Below are 24,527 nucleotides of genomic sequence, written 5' to 3' on the forward strand. Positions count from 1 at the left end.
CACCGGGTGGTAGCACGATTTTGTATCGGTGGAATGCGGGCAGTTCCAATGTGACGGCTGTTGACGGCGGAGGGGATTGGATCGCAGATGCGTCAGCCGTTGTGGGCGGGCCCACGAACATCTACACCGGCAATGTCTCTTCTCTGGATTCCGGAGTGGATGCGACAGAAGTTCCGACGGACCTGTTCAGACAGGAGCGCTGGGATCCGTCAAGTGGCTCGGAAATGGGCCTTGAGTTTGGCGATGGCACGCTAGAATCTGGCACTTATGCAGTCCGTCTCTTTATGGGTGAAAGCTACTATAACCCAGGTGTCCGGCAGTTTGATGTACTGGTCGAAGATCAGCTCTTCCTTGATGACCTTGATCTTGCAGGTACTCTGGGCAAGGGCAATGGCGGTATGTTCGAGTGGATCGGAGAGGTGTCCGATGGCACCATCGATATCGACTTCCAGCGTGTCATCGAAAACCCGCTGATCAATGGAGTCGAGATTGTTCAACTCGATACCGGCGCTGATGAATTTGCATTTGTATAAACTGGCGCGTCAGTCATAGAGCCCGGATTACTTCCCGCCGATGTCGGCAACTGTCGTCCCGGTGAGCCAATGGCGACAAGGTGCGGAAAGGCTGGCTAGATCTGAGCTTTCAACTGATTGACGTCGACATAGTAATCGTTCAAAGCGTTTTGCGGCTCAAACACCAGCGGCGTGTGTTTGCCGCCAAGAATGTTTGTCAGTGTTATGAAATATCCCCGATCAAACACGTCTTCGGCAAAAAATTCTATAACGTCGGGCCTGTCGCAAAAGATCATGTTGGTCAGGCCGGCACCATGGGGCGCAACAATAGTTTTGACTTCGGAGAACAGCTTAATTTGTTCATGTACAGAGAGTTTCTCTGCCTCGACAATCTCAAAGCCGCGGTCCTGTAGAAATGCGGAGACTTCGTCGTTGTTCAATATCCGGCGCTGGTCTGCCAAACGCCTTGTGACGTAGATTTTTTTGAACGGCTCTGAGCGGTCGGGCGCAACTGCATCCAGAACAAAATTCCTCAAATTTTCAATTGCGTTTCTTGAAAGGGCAAAACGATATCGCGTTGGCGATCCGATCAATAGCCGCCGGACTTTGACGCACCGATCCGTAATATCGATAAAGTCATCCGGGTTGACCCCTAGAATTTTAAGATACTCCCGTTGCCAGTCCCAGGGGACGCCATAGGTTAGAATTTTGGTGTTGGGTGTAATCGCTCCGCAGCCTCTTAGTTGAAGATATGTGGCGCAGCAATCCACTAGAAAATGATAGTAATTTCTCCACCATTGCATTGAAAAGATGTAAGCCTCTTCAAAGTCACACTCGCCTTCGCGCGCGTGTTTAAACGCTCTTCGTCGGCCAGCAGAATTGAACCGCCAGTGTTTGCCCTCAACTGTCGGTGTTGGGTCGGCTAAAGTTTCCATGATGACTCGGTTGGGTCTGACGGGGTCCACGATATGAGGCAGGTTCACGCCCGCGCTCTCGATATGAAAATAGTACGGGCGGGGTATGGCCTGCGGTGTGTAATGCAAGCTCAGTTGCCTGTAGTTGCTACATGGATTGTTCTCAGGCAAGACCGGGGCATAAATCTGGTGGTCGCCGAAAAACACCACATCGTAATCAAACAGCGTTCGATTGAGCGACTGCATTGGAATTTGCTGATCCATCATCCAGGCATCAGTGAAGATGCCATCAGCTGTTAACTTCAGTCGTTTCAGCTGTCTGTATCGGGTTGGCATTGTTTGGCGCATCAGCGCCAGAGGAGACTTAAAATTTGTCATAAACGTTGATCCGAGCTTCAAAGCTTTGGAATGCATAATAACTCATAAAAAGGGGTAAGATATCCATATCCATCGATATTCGGGCGCAAAATGTGCACGTACGACGGTAAACGACCACTGAACGAAGGGTTCTCTTAAGATAGTCATTCCAACAGCCTCCATCTCGACGATCCGCCGAGCTGCGGAACCCAGCGTCGGTCAAAGGCTCGCCCGATGTATCTGAACCAATCATCCGGGCTTTAACAAAAACTTCCATGAGTAGTAGTAATGCATGTGCATTGTGTTGATCTAAAGGCATTTTAACAATAACGTTTTGGCTATGATAAACACATTACTCCATCTGGGCCACTGTCGCGCGGCACAGGGTTTCTAACCAGCGAAAGCCACCTTCGCCCAAACCAAGGGTCGGGCGAAGCATTCAAATCCTGCCCACCATCGCGCCACTAGGGCACCAATCAAGCGCAGAACTAAAAACTAGCGTTTTCTTTTGAGACCGGACACAATGAATTTCTTTGATCCATTTCCTCCGCCCGTTCGATCCGGGACTGTTGGATTGATTGGTACTGTCAAAGATGAAGGCCCGTGGTTGATCGAATGGGTCGCGCATAACAAGGTACTGGGTTTTGACGAAATCGCTGTGGCCAGTAACGATTGCTCCGACGGAACTGACCAGATTTTGGACCGCATGCAAGACTTGGGTCTCTTGGTCCATATTGATAATCCGGGTCCATATCAGCGTACAATCCAGATGGATGCCTATTTTGCGCTGCAGAATCTCCCGGTCATGCGGCAATGCGAGTGGCTTATGCCGCTCGACGCCGATGAGTTTTTGGTAGTCAATATCGGTGATGGTACTGTGAAGGCGCTAGTTGAAGCAGGCAAAGGTTGCCACCGGATTCCGGTGCGCTGGCGCATCTTCGGCGATAGTGGCATTTCTGGGTTTGTTGATCCGCCGATTACCGAAAAGCTCTTTCAATCCGCTCAGCGAGAAGACCCTCAGAACTCTTACTTCAAGGCCCTTGTCAGGGAACACCATAACTTTGAAATGAGTGTTGCGCTAACGAGGGTGCGGAGGCCACGCGCTCGCTTTGGTCCGTATCGCTTACAGAAGCTGAAATACTACTGCGATGGTAAAATTCTAGTATTTCCCCAAAATGCTTCCTTTGACAGCGTAATAGAGTCCGTTCGGCATCATGGCGCACAAAGCAAAACAGCTCAAATCAACCATTATTCGGTCCGCACACGAGAACTGTGCCAACTGAAACGTTATAAGGGCGATGTAAACAGGAACCAGGCTACCTATGGGACCGATTCATACTTCAACCGCCTGAATCTGAATCACGAAGAAGACCGGTCTGTGCTTCGCTATGTGACACATAAAAACAAACTGATGAAAGATTGGCTTAGCGACCCACAACTGAAAAGCCTCTATGAAGAAACAATTGAGTTTACGTGCAACCAACTTGAGGTTCTCTCTGCGGGATAGCTTGAAATGATGAGCGCGCGGAGATGCATTCAATATGAGGCCGTCGGAATTGATTGTTCCCAAAAGCGTCAGAAAACTGATCAAACGCCAAAACCGTGATGAAATCAATACATTGATACGTTGATTTTGGCGCCTCATTGCCTTGCGGATTGTTTTGCCGAAGCAATTTTGCGACAACTTCCGTTAAAGGCGATGGAGGCGTCTACTATGAAATTTTTTAATCTGATCTCCTTTGTTGTGGTTTTGTTGATCAGTGCAGTGACGGCCAATGCGCAGGGTGACTACCGCATCAGACCGGGCGATGTGCTACAAATCGAAGTGCTGGAAGATCCTAGCCTTAACCGGGCGGTTACTGTTTTACCCAATGGGCAGATCACCTTCCCATTTGTAGGTACCGTCCGAGCGGGCAGACAGACCGTAAGTCAGGTGCAGACCTCATTGCGCCAGGGGCTCAGCTCCAATTTCACTTCCCCTCCAACAGTTTTTGTCGGTGTGCAACCGTTTCTGGACCTCAACGCAACGACACAAACTACAACCGGCCCGACAATTGATGTCTATTTTGTTGGAGAAGTGAACAACCCTGGAGTGATCCAGGTTGAAAGGGGCACGACCCTACTGCAGGCAGTGGCTGTCAGCGGTGGTGTTTCGCGTTTTGCAGCAATCAAGCGTATCCAGTTGCGCCGAACCGATCCGCGCACGCGTGTCCAGCGAGTAACAATTCTTAACTATAAGGCTCTGGCAAACGGAGCTGTAACAACAGATATCGAGCTTAAGGATGGTGATGTTATTCTGGTCCCGGAACGGCGTTTGTTCGAATAACCGACCCGCGCAAAAGAAAAAAAGTTTTACCGTGCAGCGAGGGGCGGTGGCTGTCACCCTCATTTGCTGTGCCGGAGTTGTAGTTCACGCACAGGGTGTGCCTTCTGCAGAGGAATCCCCTTCAGGACTCCTTGCGACCTTCGATGTTTCGCAGCGCTTGGAGTACAGCGACAATCCAGATCTGGATGTCGATGGCACTTCTGATTTTTATGGGCGCACCGTTCTGGACTTTGGTTTGGAAAGTGTCACGAACATCCAGCGCTTTTCGCTAAATCTTGGAACTGATATTGAAGAATTTCGCGAGGATAATCCGAACAGCTTCGACTTCACGAACACATTTGCGACGCTTTCCTACGACAGGACAACTCGTAATGCCTTTTTCGGAGCGGATGCACGGTATCGCGAATCTGATACCGACTCGACGTTCTCTGACGAGGATTTCGATCAGGACAGTAGTATCATCAATCAGGATAGCGGTACACGGGTCAGCTATGGTTTCGCTTTGGGCGGGGCCGTCGGCGAGGAGGGGCCGCTGGGGGCCAGTTTCGACTGGGATTATAACGAGATCAGATTTAGGGATACCGACGACCCCGGCCTCAGTGACAGCACACAGAATGATATCTCTGGTCAGGTCGATTTCCGGATCAACCCGCGTATAACATTGGGTTTGACAGCCGGCTACAATAACTTCACCACTGAAGCCGTAGACGGTACAAACCGCAAAACCAGACGCCTTGGGTTGGCGACCGAACTTGAGTTGAGTTCCGTCCTGACAGTGGATGCCGAGCTGAGCCACGACCGAATTGAACGGACCGGCGGGACAGAGCGGGACGACGATGGCATTAGTGGCGAGATCGAGTTCACGCGAGCGCTACCCAACGGCACCATTGGGTTGCGCTATGCATCAGAGGTCTTTGCGAACGTCGACGGTCGGCGGTCTTTCCTGAGCGTAAGTCGGGACATGGACCTGCCCCGCGGTGCTCTAGCCGTGTCACTAGGGGTGACAGGCACCGATGCGGTTGGATCAGATCCGTTAGTAGAGATTGACTACATATATGAGTTACCGGCCGCCCAACTGAGCTTTGGTTTAAGTCAACGAGTTGTGGTCGACGAAGATGACAACGAAGATATCAATACCTCTCTGCGTGCCGCATACGATCAGGAGATCAACAGCCTTTCCAGCTTTGGGATCAGCGTCGATTTTTTCGACCGCAACGAACTGGGTGACGGTAACAACGATGGTCAGCGACTTGATGTTGAATTGGTGTACCGCCATGACCTGACCCGGGATTGGGCGCTTGAGAGCGGGATTGCGCATACTTTCGAGACCGAAGACAATGAGGAAAACCGATCCCGTACAACCCTCTTTGTCGGGTTGGAAAGATCCTTCAGCTTTTCGCCCTGATCGACCTTACTTACTTTTGTCGGATCAGGAGGCTAGCGGAGGCATGGGTTACATTTGACTGTGTGCTGACAGCTTTGAATACAAAGCTCGAGGACACCTCCTTCAAATAGACTTCCAAAGGTGAAGCCGCTATTATTTAGCTTGTAATTAGTGAGGATTGTTCATGCCAACCTTTAAAGCCGTTGCATTAGCTGGCATTTTTGTATGGCCCGCGTCGATTATTTCAACCGCTCATGCGGACACCGTTGGATGCTACCACTACAAAGACGAAATATACGATTCCTATAGATCATCCGATTGGGAGAAAATCACCGCCGACCTGAAAATATGGCTGTCAAAGCATAAAAGACATCACCCGTATTACTACACGATGCAGAACAAGCTCATGGATGCCGAATACAATCTAGAACAGTCGAAAAATACTGGACACCACAAGAAGAAGCGCAACAGATGCAAGGATGATGTAAGCCCCAGTTAGAGTCAGCGATGCAGAAAGACTCGTCCCAACGTTGCTCTTTGTCTGTTTTGGTCAACGGTGGAGGATAGGGGGCGAGCGCGGCGGTAGCTATCGGTTTTTTTGTTCTCCCACGACTGCGGAAATTGCATCTAAATACTCTCTTAGGACAATATTTTCGTCGAACTCCCGTTCTACTTTTGCCCTTGCTTGAACGGACATCTGCATAAATTTTTCGTCATCTAAATCGCAAAATCTTTCTAAAGCAATGAGCAAAGAGTTTACATCACGGGGCTCTACCATAAATCCATTGACTTCATCATCAACAACATCACGACAACCTACATTGTCGGTTGTGATGATTGGGCGCCCTACCGCGCAGGCTTCCAACAAAACCCGAGGTACACCTTCACCATAATATGAAGGCAAAACTAAACAGTGCGAACTCGCCAGCAATTGATCTATTTCTTCAGGCTTAACAGCGCCATGGTACACCACCTGACCTTTTTTTACCATTTTATTTAAAATAGAAAAATCCACATATGAGCTATGATTAAGATGCTCGCCAACAAAATGAAACTCAGCTCGGTTTTTTCGATCGGGTTGCCCCAAAAAGCTTTGAATAGCCTCTAGAAGTTCTCGTACGCCTTTTTCCTTCAGCATGCGTCCAACAAAAATAAATCTGATTGCTCCGTTTCGGAAAGGTTTGACCGAGAACCGTTCCAAATCGACCCCGCTTCCGGGGATTCTCTGCGCGAGTTCCTTTGCAACGACCTTTTTGTTAACAAACATTTTCATGTCGTCGAAGTTTTGAAAGAAAACTCGAGACGAGTGCCGCAGTCCTCTTCGGTATAGCCAAAGTACAAGCGACCTCAACATCGTACTCTTGCCAGAAAATACCTGCCCTGCACCTGCTACGTTGTTTATGACCGGAAGCCCGGCCCGCTTGGCGGCAAAATTTCCGAAGATATTTGGCTTTACGGTGTAGTGCAGAGAGGCGACGGGTTTGATTTCTTTCAATAGTTTTTCGATTTGCAACGCACATCGTATCTCGGAAAGAGGGTTTAATCCATATTGGCTCATACCTATTGGATAGTGCCTTATTCCATGATCTGTTAAGTAATCAGTGCTTTCATCTTTTGGAGACAAGACACAGACATCATACCCAGCAGTCTGAATTTCAGCGATAAGACGCATACGTGACTGAGCAATATGTCTGGAACTGTTGTAGACAATAGAAATTACTGGCTTTTTCATCCAACTCTTTTCCGCTCAATTATGTTGAGCTACTCCCCAGTCTTTAGATGAGTTTCGATGTACTTTAAGCTACCCTTTGCATCTGATGAGCGGGGCAGGCTTCGTTTCTTCTCGGTCAATAGACCATGGCTAGTAGCTCGTCGCCAAGGGCGGATTTGAGCTGCTTATGGTTATGGGTTTCGAGCCATTCCCCATCCCGCGAAGGCATTGCCAAGGTAGCCCGCGTGCCGTCCGATCAAAGTAGACGATGGATTCAGTATAGCGCAGACCTACGAATTATTTTGAGCATGCCTTATTCTGAACAAACCGCGATGGGCCAGACGTGCCGAAGGGTGCTACACCCTCGAAAATCCTAACTCTTGTTTCGACGATAATGTCGTAGGCGCTTTCAACGTTATGGATACAGTGCGCCAGCATGAGGTGAGGCATTTGTTGATGGCCTCAGCCGGCTCGTGTTATGGAGCCAATAAGGACATACTCTTTGTCGAAGCCCATAAGGCCGACACACCGCTTGTTATCTATGCCGCAACGAAAATACTAATGACAGCACGGGTCATTCCTATGAGTATTTCTGGAACCTGCCCACGACGATGTTCCGCTTCTTCAACGTATTTGGGACCTAGGGGTGACCTGATCTGGCCCTGTATCGTTCGTTCCTGCTTTCGATACGGCAGGCGATTATTTTCAGCGCAGTTATTCAACCTTTCATGCAATTAGCAGTCAAGGCCAGTGCAATTTCGCGCTTGGCGCCGCCGTAAGACCGAAGCTTGTTTGTGATGAGCTCCTTGGGGATAAATCCTTGTCGTTTCATCGGCTTCATCATCAGCTACTTTGCAGTTTGTTGATCTTGTGGGGTCTGGAGAATTTGATCTGTTCGTTTGAAAATCTACGTTGCATATTGTACCCATTGTTTAGAAGGATCACTAATATCTCGTCGGCCTGATTTCAGGGGGCTGGGTTAGTAGCCTGAGCAATATGACTATAATGATAGGCTGTACAGGGGTAGGTTTTGTCGAGGTCGCCACCGTACCAGGAGCGCCCTTACAGACCGGAAAGGCAAGCGTACATTTTGTCACGAGATATAGTAATCTCGGTATTTTCCTTTGTAATAATTATACCCGTCATATGCGTATTTCGAGGCCCGTGCCTCGTTTACCATCGTCATTACAACACCAGCAATCGGGGCATCTACAGATCGCATTTCCTTTAAGCCCTCCAGCACAGCACCGCGTGGGGTTTTGTCCCATCGCACCGCATAAATAATCGTATCCACCAGCTTTGACAGAATCCGCGCGTCAGCTACGATCAAGGCCGGTGGCGCATCAAGGATCACCATATCATAGTTCGAACTCAGGACTTCGATAAGTTTCTCAAAGCGTTTAGAGGACAGAACATCAGCGGCATTGACTGTTCCAAGACGTTCGCCTTCTCGGACTGTGAGTACGTGGACGCCTGAGGTAGGTTCGGTGTAAATCGCTTCATTGATCGGGGTTGTCCCATCGACTACCGATAATAATCCGGGACGTTCATCGGTGTCTTGGAGCATGTGCGCCAAAGCGGGCATGCGCAGATCGCAATCAACTATAATTGACGTTTTTCCCATCTGGCGGCTGGTCATTGCCGTTAGCATTGCGCTTGAGGTCTTACCTTCTTGCGGGACGCTGGAGGTGAACATTAACACTTTTGGCGGATTATCCACATTTGACAGGAGGATGCTGGTTCGAAGGTTTCGGACGGATTCCGCCAGCGAGGAATTGGGTTTGTTCCGTAAATTATCCAATAGGGCTTGGCGTTTCATCCGTGAGCCGATCGATGGCAATGTGCCAAGAACTGTTATTCCAGACATCTCCTCCAACTGTGCCGGCGAACGGAAGGTGTTGTTCAGGAAGTCAAGCAAGAAAACGATACCAACTCCGATCGCCCCGCCCAGAAACAGGGTTAGTAGCATCGTGCGGCGCTGCTGTTGTGATTGTGCAAAGAGGGGAACCTCTGCTGGGGACAAAATGCGGGCATCTGCGGTTTGCAAATCTTCTTGCACGTCTGATTGCTGTAGCCGAGCCAGAAAGTTATCATAGAGAACCCTGCTAGCCTGCGCCTCCCGCTCCAGTTGGCGCAGTGCCACCTCATCCGCAGCCTGGCTGAAGGCTTTCTGCTCCAACTCACGCACCTGCGCTATGAGGACAGCTTCCCGCTCCTGTGCTGCGATAAGGTCGTTTTGAGTGGCTGCCACGATTTTGGTAGCTTCCTCGAGGACTTGTTCGCGGATTTGTTCGCGTACATCTGCGAGTTGCCGCTTGGCGAGCTGCAAGGATGGGTTGTCCTGTGAGACAGATGCATTCAGTGTGAGAACCTGTGCAGCAAGTTCAGATTCCTGCCGTCTGATCTGCGAGATCATTGGTGACGCTCGAAATGTCGAAATCGTGTCCAAACCATCCGGGTCTGCCAATGCGGCTTCCAGCCGGTTATACTCCGCTAGAATGCGCGTGGTGTCACTTTGCGCCCCTACCAACGCGGCGTTGAGCGCAGCCAGCTGCTGTTGGGTGATGTCAAGGCTCTGACCCTGTTCGGCGGCAAGGGCTGCACGGGCGGCTTCGACTTTGTTTTCTGCAGTTTCCACATTGGCCTGCAGTTCATCGACTCGGACACTGAGCCAGCCTGTAGCAGCCTGTGTTGCTTCAAGCTTTGCCTCAAGCTGGTCGACAATATACTGATTTGCTATGGCATTGGCGATATCTGCTGCGGTGTTCCGGTTGGTCGAAACATAGGAAATGCCCAGAACATTGGAATTGCCCAAGGGAGCCAAGTCTAAGCCCCTCAACACATTGCGCACAATTAACACACGCAGGCGTTCTTCCCGCGCGAGTTGACGCGCTTCGGGATCGGTGATCGGGGGCGGAGGGGGGGCGATCAGACCGAGATCCTTCATGATATCGGTAATCTCGGGGGGGAGCGAAATATAGCTTCCAACACGTTCCAGCAAGCTGGGTATTGGTTCACTCAAAGTCGGGTTGAATTCGGGATTGTTGTCCAGATTTAAGTCATCCACTACGCGTTCGATCAGGTTGGTTGAGGACAGGATCATTATCTGATCTTCCAAATTGCCCCGATCAATACCTTCTTCGTTCAGGATACTTTCGATGACGTTGCTTTGCTGGACATCAAACATTACCGTTGCTGTTGCCCGGTATGTGGGTACGATCTGGGATATCGAGAGATAGCCAAGCACATAGGCAATCAGCAGGCAGATCGCTATGATCCACTTGCCATGCCAAAACTTTGAAACAAGCCCGCGAATATCAATCGTGTCGTCGATGTTGTCCAAGGGGTTGTTCCGTGGTTTGGCCGTGTTCACCGGGTTCGACAGGACTAATGGCTGAGCTGACTTATTCACTTTATACACACCTGAACTAGAACCAATTTACAACCGTAAAAAACTCTAAACACGCGCCTTCACCAGCGCGCACCAAAATGCGCCGGAAACCGGTTATCTGTACTATATTGGCCCACTTATATGCATTTTCTACAGCCTATATCCACCTTAAGGCATCAGCTTTTTTACTTGCCGAGACTGACAAGCGTCTGAATATTGTATTCATATCACGTTGAAATAATGTGCAGACGTTGTCTAAAAGAAGGCGATGCCCAGGCTTTCCTGTTCGAATTTGGGTGTTAGAGAGTGCGGATTGTGAAAATTGAATTTATCGAGAGCGTTGTCCGTGTCTTCACCATTGTCGTTTTTCTGGCATTGGTGTGGGTGTGTTTGGGCGGGGAAACAGTGCTTGTGGCCCCGACGCCGATTTCAAGCTTCCTTGTGCATTTGGTGGCCTTCTTCTTCCTCGGTTCGGCCTGCCATTTAGGCTGGGTGGAAGCCGCCGCCCGCGTGGCTGTTTTGATGGTCATCCTTGCAGTGGCACTTGAGGTCGTCCAGATTGCCTTGCCCGGGCGTACTTTTTCCGTGCTAGATCTTGCCGGAAATTTGATCGGCGTGGGATTGGCCTGGGTCTTTTTCAGGGTTTTGCTGAATTTCAAACGGACTATTCGACTGTAGACGTGGCCATTTGGTCTGTGGATGTCTGTGACGGAGTGGCGGGTTTTTGTGTGGCTCTGCCTGTCCGCGGATTCCGTGTCGAAAAACTCTGGGCCCACCCCATTGCAAGGATGACTGCAAACAATGCTGCAACGGCGGGGATCTGCAAGCTGAAATCAAAGAGAGAATGAGTGGCTGCCGTTGCAATGACGGCGAGCGCAAAGCAGGGGAACACTCGGTTTCGGTGGCGGTTTACGGTTCCGCGGTAAATGCGCAGGGCGATGATCAGAAGCGCCAGATAAAAGGCAATCGCGGCGGGAATGCCAAACTCGAACATGTTCTCCAGGTATGAGTTGTGCGCTCTGACCCATTCGCCAATGGCCGCTTCCGCGGGTACATATTGGCGAAAAACATCATGAAACGACCCTAGCCCATGGCCCAAAGCCGGGCGATCCATGATTGCCCTGACGACTTCAGGATAAATCAGAAAGCGAGCGTTTCCTGCCTCTGTCGTTAGGATTCTGTCAATCATGCCTGTCGCGCTTGTAAGAATGACAAACCCGACCACGGCCACCACAACCACTAAGAGCCACGGGTTCCACCGCCGTCCTCCACCTTTCCATGACACCAAAAACACGCACAGCCCCACAAGTCCTGCAAGCCCTCCTGCGCGGGACTGTGTCAGAGTCAACGCCCCTAGACACAAAAGGGCGCCAAGGGCATAGATCCATGCACCGCTAAAGAACCCCTCCAGCATATCACGCAGAAAGCTTTGCCAACTATCGTTGTTGACCGGCGCACGGCTAACGAAGTGCAGATAGGCTGCAATATTTGCCAGAAACCCAAAAACCGCATAGGTGGCATAGTTATTGCGGTTGACAAACGTTGAGGTCACAACCAGCACCTGCTCGCCGTCGCCCAAAACAGGATTATACCCGGTTGCCATTGTATAAAGGCCGTAGATCGCGAATGCGGTTGAAGTGATGGCAATAATCCTGAGCATCATTTCCACGCGAGCCGTGGCCACAGAGGCACGGAATGCGATCCAGAAGATCATCGTGTAACACAGATAACGCATGATAATCTGCCGCCCCTGTCCGGGATCAGCCGAGATGTAGCCGGGTATATCGCCCAAGGCAGTCCAGACTGGATGTGTTTGAGGGGCCGGAAGCCCGGGAAGAAGCTGGATACAGCCCCAAATAACCGCGCCCAGGAACAGAGCGGCAGGCAACCACAGCCCCCTAACTTGTTTGGGCAGGCGCTGGATGCTGTCAACAAGCACCTGCATTACGAAAATCACCAGGATGGCAAGGGACAACAGCGACCATGATACCGGCCGGTTCGCTCCCAGGGGCACAGCTGCAAGTAATACGCACCCCATAAGCGCCCATAGGATAGCCCATTGAAAAATAGAGAATCGTTCACGTGTTTTCATAGCACCACGTTTCCTCGGAATTGCGAGACTATCTCAGCAGATCTGTGACAAAAGCCCCGGCGATACGCTATGCGGGCAAACGTTGCGGCGAGGATACATCTGCACCGATTGACCCCAAATCGCAAAACAGAGCTGCAGCCCAATAGACAGGCAGGAGAACTGGCGCCTACACTAAGTATTGCGATCTTTAATGTGCCAGGTGTGACAATGGGAAAAATTTTGGTGCGCATTTTTTGTGTCGCTGTCCTGATTGGCGCGATTATGAATTTTGCGATGGTGTTCGAAACCAGTCCTGCCTTCAATAGCAACGCACGAGATAAAAACGTGGGAGGTAATTGGAGAGTGCCCAACGCCGCCGCCCATTACGACAAATCGGAATACCTGCTCGAACTTGCGTACAGCTTTCTCAACGAGCTTGACCTGACTTATGATCCGGCCACCGGTGATGCGATGGTCATTAGTATAGAGGAACAAGGGGCGCGAACCCGGAAAGCGCTGGACCTAATCAATCGGTCTCTTCGTCTTGACCCCGCAAACGCCTCTGGCTGGACGTATCTGGCACAGGCCCAAGCCCGCGCTGGTGATATCGATGCCATGCGTGACAGTCTGGAGCGGTCGTGGGAGCTTGCCCCCTATAACGTGCAGCTTGCGCCATTGCGGCTGCAGCTTGTGATGCAGGTATATTACGCCAATCTTCACTTGCCTGAACAAGTGACGATCCTGTCCGATCAGGAGATTGCATCAGCCTATCGAGATGGCAAGGTGCTGAACGCGCAATCTCCGATCCATTTTGAGCGCCTGATGCCCGATGGCGACCCGGTTCGCTCGTTACTAGGTGATTTCGGAATTATACACTCCAGTAGTTAAGCCGAGCGTATGTGAAATTTGGCGACATTTTGGACCATGGATCTGTCACGGAGAAGGATACCACTACCTTCTGGTTGAGCGTTTTCAGAGAGTTCAAACCAGTCAGGGACAAATCGGGTATACCTATCGGTGTGATTGAATACATCTTCAAGTAAAAGTGACTGATGCCTGGTTTCCTTTTACGTGTTATGATCCATCTCAACATAGATAGGCAGAACTCCACCGTTCGGGACAATTATTGTAGCATAAGCGTCTAAAAGGCTGTTAACTTGTTATTAAGGCGAGTGGTGCAATAACGTTCAAAAAAGGACAAGCTAAAAAATGGCCACATTTCTCATTGGCGTTGTGGTGGGATGGGCAGCCACTTTTGCCATGTGGTTTGGTTTGTCGTTCGGTTTCATATCAGGTCTAATGTGGGGCACACTGATCGGTGCCGCCACCATATTTGTGCTCGCTGTTTTGCAATGGGCGTTTCGGGATATGAACAACACACAGAACCACAGTGAGAAATTTACCTGATTCAAGGCTCATTGAACGCGGTTTGTGAAATATGGCGCCGATTCTTGAGCGCTGGGTGAATAAGTAGGTATCTCCGCTTTACACGCTTATGATGGGCCCATCTCCCAAGGAAACAAAACCCGATCGAGCGCACAAGATTGTTTCCGATTTTGCGCAAAAAAGGCTTGAAACGCAAGACTGTAGCGCTTCGCGCACATCGGTCCTGTGCCTGTACCAACTGTATTGCTTCGGTTCAAATTTGCTGGTAAAAAGGGGAAGGTTAACGATTTAAAGGAACGGAATAGTGGCCAAAAAACTTAAAACCTGGGAAGCCCCTAAGCTGAAAACGCTTGACGTTGAAAAGACACTTAGCGGCCCTCTTACTCTTCGCCGGGAAATTGAATTGTACTGCTTTGGCATTGGCGGCCCCCAAGGCTCCTGAGCGACTTTAAAAAAAATTCCAAGACATTTCTGCCTTGGAATTAACAGGTAGCCTGTTGTCAGCTTTTGTAGCTAACAACAGGTGAATATCTTTTTCGCTGATCTTCCCCTAGCAACACTTCATGTCCCACGCAAAGCCAGGCATGCGCGTGCATGTCTTCTTTGGCTTCGGAACGACCTGTGTTCACGCCAAATACCAGAGATGAGCTGACCCCCCTTCGCCGCAACATATCTTGTCCTGCCATCCCGACCATCAAACACGTGAATACGCCGCCAAATATGCGGTTCAGTTGATTGATAGCCTTACGGACCAACCTGATTTCCAACGTTATTTCAATCTCTGCGGGAAACACTTCGCCAGGTGAGGATGTCCCCAGACGCCCTTTCCATTTTTTAAACGGAAAACACCTCACCAAAATCCAGGCTTGGCAAAGTCGAAAAAATGCCTCGAAAACGATGCGTTTCTTTTGAGCAGGTAAAGATATGAACTGGGAAAATCGCGACATTTTCAGTACTTCGCACAGATGGTGGGTTCAGTCATCCCAAATTTGTCGCTAGCGTCCAGTTTGAGATGATCTGTAGTTATTGAGAAAACTATGAGCGCAATCCTTGGTCGAATTGAATACAGCGGACGATCGCTTGACAGGTCCCAATTCGACAGGGCCTTCAAGACATTATCCGACTATGGGCCCGATGGTAAATCCACCGTTTACGGAGAAAATTTTGCATTTGGCCTTCAGTATTTCGGCGTCAAGGCCGGGCAGTCTGATGGTTTAGAACTGGAACGCAATGGCTGTATTCTGACGGCAGATGCTATCATCGATGCGGGCGAAGATTTGGCGGCCGAATTGGAGCCGCTACCATCGTCAGAGAACGGCCTAACCGATTTTGAACTGATCAGAAGCGCCTATCTGAAATGGGGGCAACGCAGTCCGGATTTCCTGTTCGGTGACTATGCCTTTGCGGTGTTTAATCCCGAGACCCAAGAGCTGTTTCTGGCGCGGGACCATATTGGTAAACGCCCGCTTTATTGGGCCCGCAGAGACAACAGCTTTACATTTTCCACGGACATTGCCGCCCTTTTGGAGTTTGATGACATAAGTCGTGAGATTGATCAGGACATCCTGCTGCGGTTTATGGTGCGCGAAGTTGCCTGGCTGCCGACAAAGACGCTCATTAAAGGAATAAATTTCGTTGATCCCGGCTGTTACATGACTGTTGACCAATCTGGGCAAAAACAAAAACGCTGGTGGAATCCACATGATGTCAAGACGGCCCACGGGCGTTCGGCACAAGATTGTGTTCAAGAACTGACCGATCTTCTTACTGAAGTGATGGAAGATAATATTGATACCAAACTGCCCGTGGGTGCGCATTTGAGCGGTGGAATAGATTCTGGGGCAGTAACAGCGTTGTCGGCAAAAGCGCTCAGATCGCAAGATCGATCTTTGGTGTCAGCTTACGCTTGGGCACCTGATTTTTCAGACGATTTTCCAGACAAGGGTAAGGTTGACGAACGTCATAATATCAATCGCATATGCGAGAGCTCAGGTATTTCGATACGTTTCGGCAGTCAGGATTACAAAGAACTGGAAGCGTTCCATCAGCGGGAATTCGAAATTGAGGGATTCGCAGACCTAACTCAAGAGGCCGGCATTCTCTCTCAGGCATCCCACGATGGCGTTCGCATCCTTCTTTCCGGCTGGGGCGGAGATGAGGCGTTTTCTACGATGGGGAGATTTTATCTACCATATTGCTTGAAACGGTTCAGGTTTGCTGAGGCTTTTCGGGTTCTAAGAATCGTATCCGGTGGCCGTAGAAAGCCCAAAATCCTTCTGCGCAGTCTTTACTATCACGGTCTGCTGCCGCTGATGCCTGAATGGTTGAAGCGACGATTGACGCAGGACCCGAATTTTGGTGAGCCCGCATCCTTTATCCATCCAATATTTCTGAAAAGCGACCCCAGTTTGAAGACCTGGTGGTATGGTCAGGAACTGCCCGAACCAGCGAACCCTAAAGTGTATTTGGCGCATCTCCAGCTTTACGGTCATTTGGCCGAAAGGGCGGATACATGGGCCGCGTGGTCATCCAGGTTCGGTATCCAATATCGATATCCTCTGATGGATCGCCGCATTATGGAGTTTATCCTGGGTGTTCCCAATGAACTTCTTTTTGCGGATGGGAAGCCCCGGTTTTTAGCCCGGCACGCGACTAAGGACGTGCTTCCCGACGATTTGCAGAAATATGACGTCGCCAATGAAGCGCTGCGCTCCAAACGCCGGTTGGACTATTGGAAGGCTCTATTGGAGTATGAGCGCGTCGGGATGTTTGATGGAGAGAGTTCATGGCTTGATATGCCAAAAGTTAGAGAAGTAATCCGAAAATCCCAAGGCCCTCTCGGCAAAGAGGAGACACTGCTATTCAGGCGCCTCTCGTTGTCTATTAGAATCTGGTACCTTGAACAAAGAAACCGCTCGATCTCTAAAAAACCGTAACTGTGTCGTGCTGAGACAGCGGCCTGTCAGATTTGACTTGCATGGTATCATACGAACACTGCCATCCAGTTGAGCCACTGAAGCGTGCACGATCAGTGCCCTGCGATGGCGTTCTATTGGCGCTATACGCGCTACAAAGTGGCTTCTTAGGACCCTAATCCAGCACCCGTTGTTCTCTAGAGGTCATTACCCCTATAGACCTAAAGTCGGTCATGAACTAACAATTAGGTCGAACCACTCAGGTGGAGTTGATCGCCAGACTAGGCTAGCTAAATTCATTTACTAAGCTGGAAGTTATGTCCCAAAAATTAACAACATTTCAAAAAGCTCTCCGGATGCTGACGCCAAGAGAACGCAAATCCGGTTTGCTCTTGCTGTGCTTGATCATTGTAAAGGGTGTTGGCGACATGATCGGTGTTGCGACAATCATGCCATTCCTATCGTTGCTGGGCAACCCAGACCTAGTCAAGACAAACCCGATCGCAAATTACTTTTACGTCCTCTTTGACTTTCGGACCGTAGACTCGTTTATCACGATGGTTGGTGTCGCATTTGTGTGCATGCTGATAGCAGTGGGTATTTTGAGGAGCGTCACAGCATATGCCTTAAACCGCTGGATATCCATGAGAGAATACAGCCTCTCTCTTCGGCTCTTATCCGTTTATCTGCGCCAGCCTTACGAGTTTTTTTTGAACCGGCATACAGGTCAGCTCGGCACATATATACTCAACGAAAGTGCTCAAGTAGTAGCCAACGCTTTCAGACCAGCCACTGAAATAATAAACAGCCTAATGACATTTTTTTTGATCGCCTCATTTCTTCTGTGGGCAGAACCAACTACAACAATTATTTCTGTATTGGCTTTCGGAGGATGTTATTTTTTACTTTATTATAGCCTCAAAGCTATGATTTCGCGTATGGGGGACGACGTTCTCCAGGCAAACCAAGCACGCTTTAAGATAGTTGTTGAGGCGTTCAATGGAGTAAAACAGATTAAGCTTCTCGGGCGGGAACAAAGCTACGTAGCAGAATTTGCAAATGCCGCCGCACGACAGGCAAAAATTCGTGCTCTAAGTTTAACTCTTCGGCAAGTGCCCAAATTTGGACTTGAAGCCCTAGCGTTCGGCGGAATTATTATCCTGACATTGGTTTTAGTAGCACGCAATGGCGGTCCAGGAAGTGAAACAGTTGCAGATATCCTGCCGATATTGGGCCTTTATGCGTTTGCCGGGTATCGAATGCTTCCAACCATGCAAACTATGTACTCATCTATTTCTTCCCTTAGGTTCGGAGAGGCGGCCGTGAACGCTATCTACGATGACCTAAACCTACCCACCGAGTCGACCGACTTTCCAAAATCCCACGTGACACCTTTAGGTCTTACAAAAAGTGTCAACTTCATAAGCCTAAACTATCAGTACCCAGGCTCAGACGAAGGTGGACTCAAAGATCTGACATTCGGTATAGACCGTGGCCAGACGGTCGGCGTGGTTGGAACCACCGGCGCTGGTAAGACGACACTCGTAGACGTTTTTCTTGGCCTACTGCCGGCGACGGACGGTCGTATTGTCATAGATGACAAAGACCTGACTCCTAGTCGTGTGCGTCAGTGGCAAGCAAGTGTCGGATATGTCCCCCAAGAAGTGTTTCTGGTGGATGCTTCAGTTAGCGAGAATATCGCACTGGGCATCCCCAAGGATGAAATTGACAATGAGGCTGTGCGCAAAGCGGCAACGTCGGCCCAGCTGCTCGAATTTATCGAGACACAGATGCCCGAAGGATTCGACACGCATGTGGGTGAACGCGGCGTCCGCATTTCCGGGGGCCAGCGGCAAAGAATAGGGATTGCCCGCGCCCTCTATCACAATCCCGAGATACTCGTATTTGATGAGGCGACCAGCGCTCTGGACAACGCCACAGAGCGAGAGTTGATGAAAGAGATAAATGCGCTTTCAGGTGACAAAACAATCATCATGATTGCGCATCGGATCAGCACTTTGAAAGATTGCGATTATGTTCTCGTTCTGGAGAAGGGTCGATTGGCCAGAAAGGTTACATATGATGAACTTCTGGCCGACAACACGTTCTCTGAGGAACTGACATCGTAAAAGAGAGTCAAGCTGCTTTGATCGAGATAAGCTTCGCTTCAAGCATGTCGTCAAGGAATGAGATAACGTTTTCCAGGCAAATATTCTGATCAACGTCATATGTAGATATTAGGGTATCAACCAGCGAGGATACTGATTTAGGCTCGCTGAGTTCCTCAATAATGACTGTTCCGACCTCATTCAGGCCAACATACGTCCCACTTTCGTCGTCGAAAATAACCGTCTCGTCCCCGACTTTCGTCGTTGCCAAAGTTCTGTCCATCGTAATGACACTTTCTATTGTGATGGTCATAATTTCATACCTCGTACTAAACGCCTTCCCAACAGGACAATTCTGGAAGCTGCCCCTCCCGGAACTGGTTAGCGGGCAACGGGCTTTGAAAAGTGTTTGTCGAATGAGAAAGTTACATGCTCCGGATCGCGCGCTCCAGAATGGTCCGCGTTTACTGCGCCAGTGATAGCAGGGGCTGGAAATTAATCCAGCCCCAATGCCTTAGACAATAGCATCTATCAAGCTGATGTTGTCGAATGTGCTCATCGCGGCGAGGTTGGCATCGTCATCGTTTACCAAAACAAGCTGTTGCACAGAGCCGGTGAAATACTGACCTACGGGAATTGAATAGGAAGTATAGCCCGATCCTGTCTCATAGCCATCATTGAAGTCCTGAACGCCAAGGGTCTGCGACCCGTCGAGTTGGAAAAACGTGGTTTCCAGTTCGCCATCCTCGTTGACGAATCCAATACCTTGAATTTCACCTTCAGCATCGCTCTTGAAATCAAACTCAAGAACTGTCGCCTCCGTGATATCCTCATTGATAGCCAATGATTTCCAAGCACTACCTTCAAGCTCGATTGCGCTTTGATCTATGGAAACCGTCGCGACTCCTTCATCCTGCGCCTCGGAGTAGCTCGAAACAATATGTGCGCTTCCGTCAATGAGAACGCTGTCATAATCTCCGACTTCGAATTCCACCGTTACCTTCTCAAGGACCGACCCCTTGCCGTTTTTGTCTGAGTACACGGTAAGAGTAATGGAATGGGCCCCGTCAGAGAGCTGCTTTCCACCAAAGAAATTACCTTTGCCGTTGTCCCCGAACAAGGCATAGGGCTCAACGTTCTCTACCCGACTATACTGTCCGTCCAATTCAAGCCTTACGCTGCCAATGTTGACGTTTGGGTTGAGTGCCTCGGCCGACAGCGTAACTGTTTTACCAGAGAGGTCGCTGCTGGAGAGCTTGGCACCCTGGTAGAGGTCTGTCAGAAACGTGTCTGTGCTGGTGTCAATCAACTGGAGATCCAGAAGTTGGCTGTAGGGTTCCTGTGGGGTTGCGTCCGGCGCTAGATTTTCCTCAGGTGCAACCACTTCAACCGGATCTTCTACCACCGGATCCTCAGCGATAGGATCTTCTACCACCGGATCCTCAACGATGGGATCTTCTACAACCGGTGCCGAGCCTGTGTCACCAACAGTGAATTCGAATGTAACAGTTTCAAGCACGCTGCCCGAGCCCTTTTGACCATCAAACACGACGAGTTCAGCGCTATAAGTTCCCTCGGTTAGTTTCTGTCCACCAAAGAAGTCGCCTTTGCCGTCGTCTCCGAAGAGGGCATAAGGTTCCACATTTTCCACACGGGAACCAACGCCATCTACTGTAAGCTTCACGCTGCCGATCTGCGGCGCGCCGTCCTGCGAGGTGGCAACGATGGTCAGCGGACGGCCATCCGTGAGGCTGCCATCAACACTCGAACCGTCACCAAGCTGCGATACCGTTTGATCGGTGTCAGTGTAAGCGAGGAAGATATCGAGATAGTTGCTCGCTTCGACAGGTGCCGGATCGTCCTCAACAGGATCGCTCTTGATCGGCTCCTCTACAACCGGTTCATCGACACCCGATTCGACCTCACCCGGACCAGGCTGAGTAGTTTCCGGTGGTGTTGGCGTCCCATCAACCGGATAAGAGATGTTCGACCAATCTGGCCCCGCCAAGTTCTGATAGTAGGCGTCGCCAGCCTGTCCGCGGGTTTCACCTTCTGTTACGCCCGTACCGGAGACGTTCTGAGGTAACCCTATATTAAGGTTTGAAATTTCTCTGGATTCATGCACCAAACCCAGAAGGCTTACATCACTCCAATGTACATTATATCCGTCTTTCACCAACAGCATGCGACTAGAGTAATTCGACGAAGTATTCTCAATGACGGAGTTTTCTATGGCAATATTCTGAGCGGCGTATTGTTGAGCATTACTCGTATTCAGATACGAACCTCTATCCTCAGTTGTGACAACAACGGCATTGGTGTTGTTAATAAACTCAGAATCCGTAATGAGGATGCCGTCATTCCGGTTTCCCATAAGGTCATCAGATGAATCATAGATTGATTTGATGTCCATTCCGGACACGCCGTTGCCGACGAAGTAAGTGCCCGTAACAAGCGAGTCTGCAAACCCTCCGGTGGTGTCGATTCCATCTCTGCCATTATTGAGAAAAACAGAACCAATAACTGTCGCTTCGGAGACACCAGTTCCGTTACCACCTGGGACAGTTTTGATGCCATCCCCCAGGGAATTCTGAAACAATGAGTTTTGGATAGTGGGGCCGCTGAGGTCTCCTCCAAGCCGCAATTGGTAGAAACCACCATTAAATTCTGTATTCTCGACCAGAAGGTTATCGCCCCCCCGGATGTCGAGCTGAATCCCGACGTTACCTTCGAAGTAACTGTTCAGAACTTTTACGTCGTCTTTGTTTTCAGCAACAATAGTGACTTTGTTATGATAGTCGACACCTGACTTCGGATTAGTCGAATCTGTCCTTGTTTGAGGGGCATTGCTGTGCGTAACGGTTAAATCAACAAGGGTATTAGCATTCCCCAATTCGATCAGCGGGTTCGAATTTGAGGCGGTATCGATCACATTGATACCCGCCCCCGGCGCTCCCCCGGCAAGCGTGAAATTGTCGGGCAGCTGTATGCCGTTTCCGGAGATGTCATACATGTGGTCGAAGACAAATGTATCGCCTGGCTTGAACGTTTTCGCCAGTGCAGCAAACTCTTTGGAGATGTCCTGGCCTTCGGTCCAGCCTAGGTCGGATGAGTGGATTATCGTCATTCTGGTAACCTGTCTACATTTGTGGGCAGCGATCATGCGATGCAAAAGAGTTTCGAATGATCTTAGTCAGGGCCCCTTGGTGTTCATGTGAGTGGCATTTGTGGATTAGCGCCAACCGCGCTGTCTTGACGAACTATGTACCGCCAGGGATTTGATCGACATCGCGTTTGAACAGAAGGACTCGCTTCAAATGCGCGCGAATATAGATCCGCCCGGAAGCGCGGAGCCTCGGCTCTGCAATGTTTCTTACGTCTGCTCCCTGCTCTCTTACTCATATTCAAATGTATGCCGGTTGTTATTGGCCCTTGGTGGGCGAAACTCCGGTTTTTCGGTGGCGAAAAGAAGTCTTAAATATGAGGCAAGGTCAGCACAACATGACCCTAGGGCAGGCAATCAAAAACCGGAGAAATTTCGCTTATGACAATGATAATTTCAGCGCGAGCCTGCCCATTTTCCACTCAAGCTCGTCAAAGCGGTGTAGATTGGCCGTTCGGGCCAGAGCAATAGCACGGCAGCTTTGGCTCTTTTTTGTGGTGAGTGCCAGCGCATCTCTGTATCGCCGAACCTGTAAGTATGGTCGCGCGAGCACCTCAGTCATCCGACACAATATCGCAATGAGAAATGCCGTCTTTCAACTTAACCAAGCGCTCAATGAATGGGCCTTGAGGTCATCAATCGAGTAAATTTTGCCGTATTGTTCTGCCTTACGGGCGGTCTGGTCGAAATTTGTCAAAAATATGTTGCTCATAATTCTAACAATACTTTACCTAACGACAGTGTAGTGAGAGTGTGGTATACAGATTCTCGTGTGAGTGCCGTTTGCACATTACGAGTAAAAATGGATACATTCTTGATGGTATTTGAGCTATAAGGGTACTGGGGGCTTTCAGCCGTAAAATAGTGAGTTGCTTCGCTGATTTTCAGCGTATCTTGGGTTAAGTTAGTACGAGGTTTTGAGTATGACCGGTTTGACTGATGACACTGCTGCCAGTGGAAGCTGGCATTTTAAATCAACAATTAATAACACCACAAATAGAGGCAAAGCCGTTTACTTTGCGTCTAAGCGCGTTGCCGACATCATCGTGAGCATTGCGGCAATGCCGATCTTTGCGGCCCTTTGTATTGTTGTTTCCGTATTGAATATCTTCTGGAACCCAGGGCCCCTGTTCTATTGTCAAACGCGTATGGGTAAGGATCAGTGCAAGTTCAAGATGGTCAAATTTCGCACGATGCTGCCCGAAGAAAGCTCCGTCAAGCGCGGCCCATTTGATGGGCTGGAGGAGTGGCGGATAACACCATTCGGTCGCTTTATGCGAATGACGCGTTTGGACGAAGTCCCACAGCTTCTGAACGTTATCATGGGGCAAATGAGTCTGATCGGGCCGCGTCCCGAAATGTTTGAATTTGCTCAAACCTATTACAAGGCGATGCCTGACTACCACGTGCGGGGAACCGTGCGGCCAGGCATCACGGGTTACGCGCAGGTGACGCAGGGCTATACGGATTCTGAGGAAATGGTGCGCGAGAAGACAAAACATGATGTATTCTATGTGCGCAATATGAATTGGTGGCTTGATCTCAAAGTACTTCTTTTGACAGCACGCGTTATCCTTACTTCTCACGGGGCGCGATAACGAGGTTGTTTGGTTGTATTTGATTGCCGACGTTCAATATCTCAAATCGGTTTCTGAACACATGCCTGTTGATATCCGCATGAATGGCATTGTTGCTGTCACATTAATTCCTTTAACCCCAGAGTAAGGTGTTCATCGTCAAAGTTTCTCCGAAAGCTGAGGCCATTTCTTAGCCGAGGCTCTGGTTTGATTTCTTCTCCATCTAAGCGGCAGCGGCTTGGTGCTGCAACCGGCGTTTTCGGATTGTCCGTTTTTTTGATCTCTGCTTACATTTTCAGGACTTTCGCGTTGCGGCCGCGATAGATATCGACCGGGGTCAAGTTAGTCAGACTCTCGTGGTAGCGATGGTTGTTGTAGTGGTTGACGAAGGTGCCAATCCGCTGTTCGAGGTCACCGAGCAGGAAGTAGTTTTCCAGCAAAACCCGGATCTTCATGATCTGGGGCCAACGCTTGATCTTGCTCTGGGTCGGAGTGTGATACGCTGCACCATGAACACGATCCATACCATTGTCGTCGAGGTATTTGACCAGATCAGTGGCCACGTAAGATAAGCCATTTTCACTGAGCAGTCGCGGTTTGTGCGCGACGGTCGCGTTATCGCGGCCTGAAGCATCCACGTGTATCTGTTGCATCGCGTGCCTTCATCGTGGTGCAAATCTCCCAATCGACGATTAGCGGCTGTAATCGTCGA

20 protein-coding genes are annotated in these 24,527 nt (G+C 49.8%); 12 read left to right on the forward strand and 8 right to left on the reverse strand.

Features of this window, described 5'->3' with window-relative positions:
- The coding region (locus ACR0MP_RS20990; RefSeq protein WP_480762279.1) for a malectin domain-containing carbohydrate-binding protein at positions 1 to 533 on the forward strand (533 nt) is incomplete at its 5' end.
- A gap of 95 nt (positions 534 to 628) precedes the next feature.
- Here ACR0MP_RS20990 and ACR0MP_RS20995 read toward each other — a convergent pair.
- Positions 629 to 1,804, reverse strand: a complete 1,176-nt coding sequence (locus ACR0MP_RS20995; protein WP_170737338.1) for a glycosyltransferase family 61 protein — start codon at positions 1,802 to 1,804, stop codon at positions 629 to 631.
- Between the two features lie 502 nt (positions 1,805 to 2,306).
- Between ACR0MP_RS20995 and ACR0MP_RS21000 the strand changes: the two genes are divergently transcribed.
- The 4 genes from ACR0MP_RS21000 to ACR0MP_RS21015 all read left to right on the forward strand — a co-directional run bounded on the left by ACR0MP_RS21000 (position 2,307) and on the right by ACR0MP_RS21015 (position 5,992).
- Positions 2,307 to 3,290, forward strand: a complete 984-nt coding sequence (locus ACR0MP_RS21000) for a glycosyltransferase family 2 protein (RefSeq protein ID WP_170737340.1) — start codon at positions 2,307 to 2,309, stop codon at positions 3,288 to 3,290.
- Between the two features lie 126 nt (positions 3,291 to 3,416).
- Positions 3,417 to 4,109, forward strand: a complete 693-nt coding sequence (locus ACR0MP_RS21005; RefSeq protein WP_480893897.1) for a polysaccharide biosynthesis/export family protein — start codon at positions 3,417 to 3,419, stop codon at positions 4,107 to 4,109.
- Positions 4,110 to 4,155: 46 nt separating this feature from the next.
- Entirely contained in the window at positions 4,156 to 5,514 is a 1,359-nt protein-coding gene (locus ACR0MP_RS21010; RefSeq protein ID WP_480762285.1) for a hypothetical protein, read from the forward strand.
- 163 nt (positions 5,515 to 5,677) lie between these two features.
- Positions 5,678 to 5,992: a hypothetical protein gene (locus ACR0MP_RS21015; RefSeq protein WP_170737348.1), complete on the forward strand. Its 315-nt coding sequence runs from the start codon at positions 5,678 to 5,680 to the stop codon at positions 5,990 to 5,992.
- A gap of 87 nt (positions 5,993 to 6,079) precedes the next feature.
- Here the strand turns inward: ACR0MP_RS21015 and ACR0MP_RS21020 are convergent, their stop codons facing one another.
- Positions 6,080 to 7,225, reverse strand: coding sequence for a glycosyltransferase family 4 protein (locus tag ACR0MP_RS21020; RefSeq protein WP_170737350.1), 1,146 nt, complete (start codon positions 7,223 to 7,225; stop codon positions 6,080 to 6,082).
- A gap of 396 nt (positions 7,226 to 7,621) precedes the next feature.
- Here ACR0MP_RS21020 and ACR0MP_RS21025 point away from each other — a divergent pair, with 396 nt between their 5' ends.
- Positions 7,622 to 7,942 carry a hypothetical protein gene (locus ACR0MP_RS21025; RefSeq protein ID WP_480887822.1) on the forward strand — a complete coding sequence of 107 codons (321 nt, stop codon included), beginning with the start codon at positions 7,622 to 7,624 and terminating at the stop codon, positions 7,940 to 7,942.
- Between the two features lie 355 nt (positions 7,943 to 8,297).
- Here the strand turns inward: ACR0MP_RS21025 and ACR0MP_RS21030 are convergent, their stop codons facing one another.
- Positions 8,298 to 10,616: a GumC family protein gene (locus ACR0MP_RS21030; RefSeq protein WP_480762293.1), complete on the reverse strand. Its 2,319-nt coding sequence runs from the start codon at positions 10,614 to 10,616 to the stop codon at positions 8,298 to 8,300.
- 294 nt (positions 10,617 to 10,910) lie between these two features.
- On the opposite strand from ACR0MP_RS21030, the gene ACR0MP_RS21035 reads away from it, so the two are divergent.
- Positions 10,911 to 11,273, forward strand: a complete 363-nt coding sequence (locus ACR0MP_RS21035; RefSeq protein WP_170515605.1) for a VanZ family protein — start codon at positions 10,911 to 10,913, stop codon at positions 11,271 to 11,273.
- Here the strand turns inward: ACR0MP_RS21035 and ACR0MP_RS21040 are convergent.
- Positions 11,260 to 12,540 carry an O-antigen ligase family protein gene (locus ACR0MP_RS21040; RefSeq protein WP_480762297.1) on the reverse strand — a complete coding sequence of 427 codons (1,281 nt, stop codon included), beginning with the start codon at positions 12,538 to 12,540 and terminating at the stop codon, positions 11,260 to 11,262. The genes ACR0MP_RS21035 and ACR0MP_RS21040 overlap by 14 nt on opposite strands.
- A gap of 489 nt (positions 12,541 to 13,029) precedes the next feature.
- Here ACR0MP_RS21040 and ACR0MP_RS21045 point away from each other — a divergent pair, with 489 nt between their 5' ends.
- Together ACR0MP_RS21045 and ACR0MP_RS21050 are read left to right on the forward strand one after the other, a co-directional pair.
- A complete protein-coding gene (locus tag ACR0MP_RS21045) occupies positions 13,030 to 13,554 on the forward strand; it encodes a class I SAM-dependent methyltransferase (protein WP_170515600.1) in 525 nt (174 codons plus the stop codon).
- 321 nt (positions 13,555 to 13,875) lie between these two features.
- Positions 13,876 to 14,073, forward strand: coding sequence for a hypothetical protein (locus tag ACR0MP_RS21050; RefSeq protein WP_170737356.1), 198 nt, complete (start codon positions 13,876 to 13,878; stop codon positions 14,071 to 14,073).
- Between the two features lie 479 nt (positions 14,074 to 14,552).
- On the opposite strand, the gene ACR0MP_RS21055 is transcribed toward ACR0MP_RS21050, so the two are convergent.
- Entirely contained in the window at positions 14,553 to 14,999 is a 447-nt protein-coding gene (locus tag ACR0MP_RS21055; RefSeq protein WP_480762300.1) for a lasso peptide biosynthesis B2 protein, read from the reverse strand.
- Positions 15,000 to 15,089: 90 nt separating this feature from the next.
- Between ACR0MP_RS21055 and ACR0MP_RS21060 the strand changes: the two genes are divergently transcribed.
- Positions 15,090 to 16,988, forward strand: a complete 1,899-nt coding sequence (locus tag ACR0MP_RS21060) for an asparagine synthetase B family protein (protein WP_480887819.1) — start codon at positions 15,090 to 15,092, stop codon at positions 16,986 to 16,988.
- Positions 16,989 to 17,284: 296 nt separating this feature from the next.
- The gene (locus ACR0MP_RS21065; RefSeq protein ID WP_170737362.1) at positions 17,285 to 19,096 is read left to right on the forward strand and encodes an ABC transporter ATP-binding protein; all 1,812 of its coding nucleotides are present in this window, start codon (positions 17,285 to 17,287) and stop codon (positions 19,094 to 19,096) included.
- Positions 19,097 to 19,103: 7 nt separating this feature from the next.
- On the opposite strand, the gene ACR0MP_RS21070 is transcribed toward ACR0MP_RS21065, so the two are convergent.
- Positions 19,104 to 19,388 (reverse strand): PqqD family peptide modification chaperone, encoded by a 285-nt coding sequence (locus ACR0MP_RS21070; RefSeq protein ID WP_170737364.1) that lies wholly within the window; start codon positions 19,386 to 19,388, stop codon positions 19,104 to 19,106.
- A 201-nt stretch (positions 19,389 to 19,589) separates the two neighbouring features.
- Entirely contained in the window at positions 19,590 to 22,202 is a 2,613-nt protein-coding gene (locus ACR0MP_RS21075) for a right-handed parallel beta-helix repeat-containing protein (protein ID WP_480887814.1), read from the reverse strand.
- Positions 22,203 to 23,161: 959 nt separating this feature from the next.
- On the opposite strand from ACR0MP_RS21075, the gene ACR0MP_RS21080 reads away from it, so the two are divergent.
- Positions 23,162 to 23,836, forward strand: coding sequence for a sugar transferase (locus tag ACR0MP_RS21080; protein ID WP_170737371.1), 675 nt, complete (start codon positions 23,162 to 23,164; stop codon positions 23,834 to 23,836).
- A gap of 266 nt (positions 23,837 to 24,102) precedes the next feature.
- Here ACR0MP_RS21080 and ACR0MP_RS21085 read toward each other — a convergent pair whose 3' ends face one another.
- Complete coding sequence (locus ACR0MP_RS21085) at positions 24,103 to 24,468, reverse strand: integrase core domain-containing protein (RefSeq protein WP_170737373.1); 366 nt, start codon at positions 24,466 to 24,468, stop codon at positions 24,103 to 24,105.
- Between the last annotated feature and the right edge of the window lie 59 nt (positions 24,469 to 24,527).

The organism is Ruegeria sp. K3, assembly GCF_056531845.1.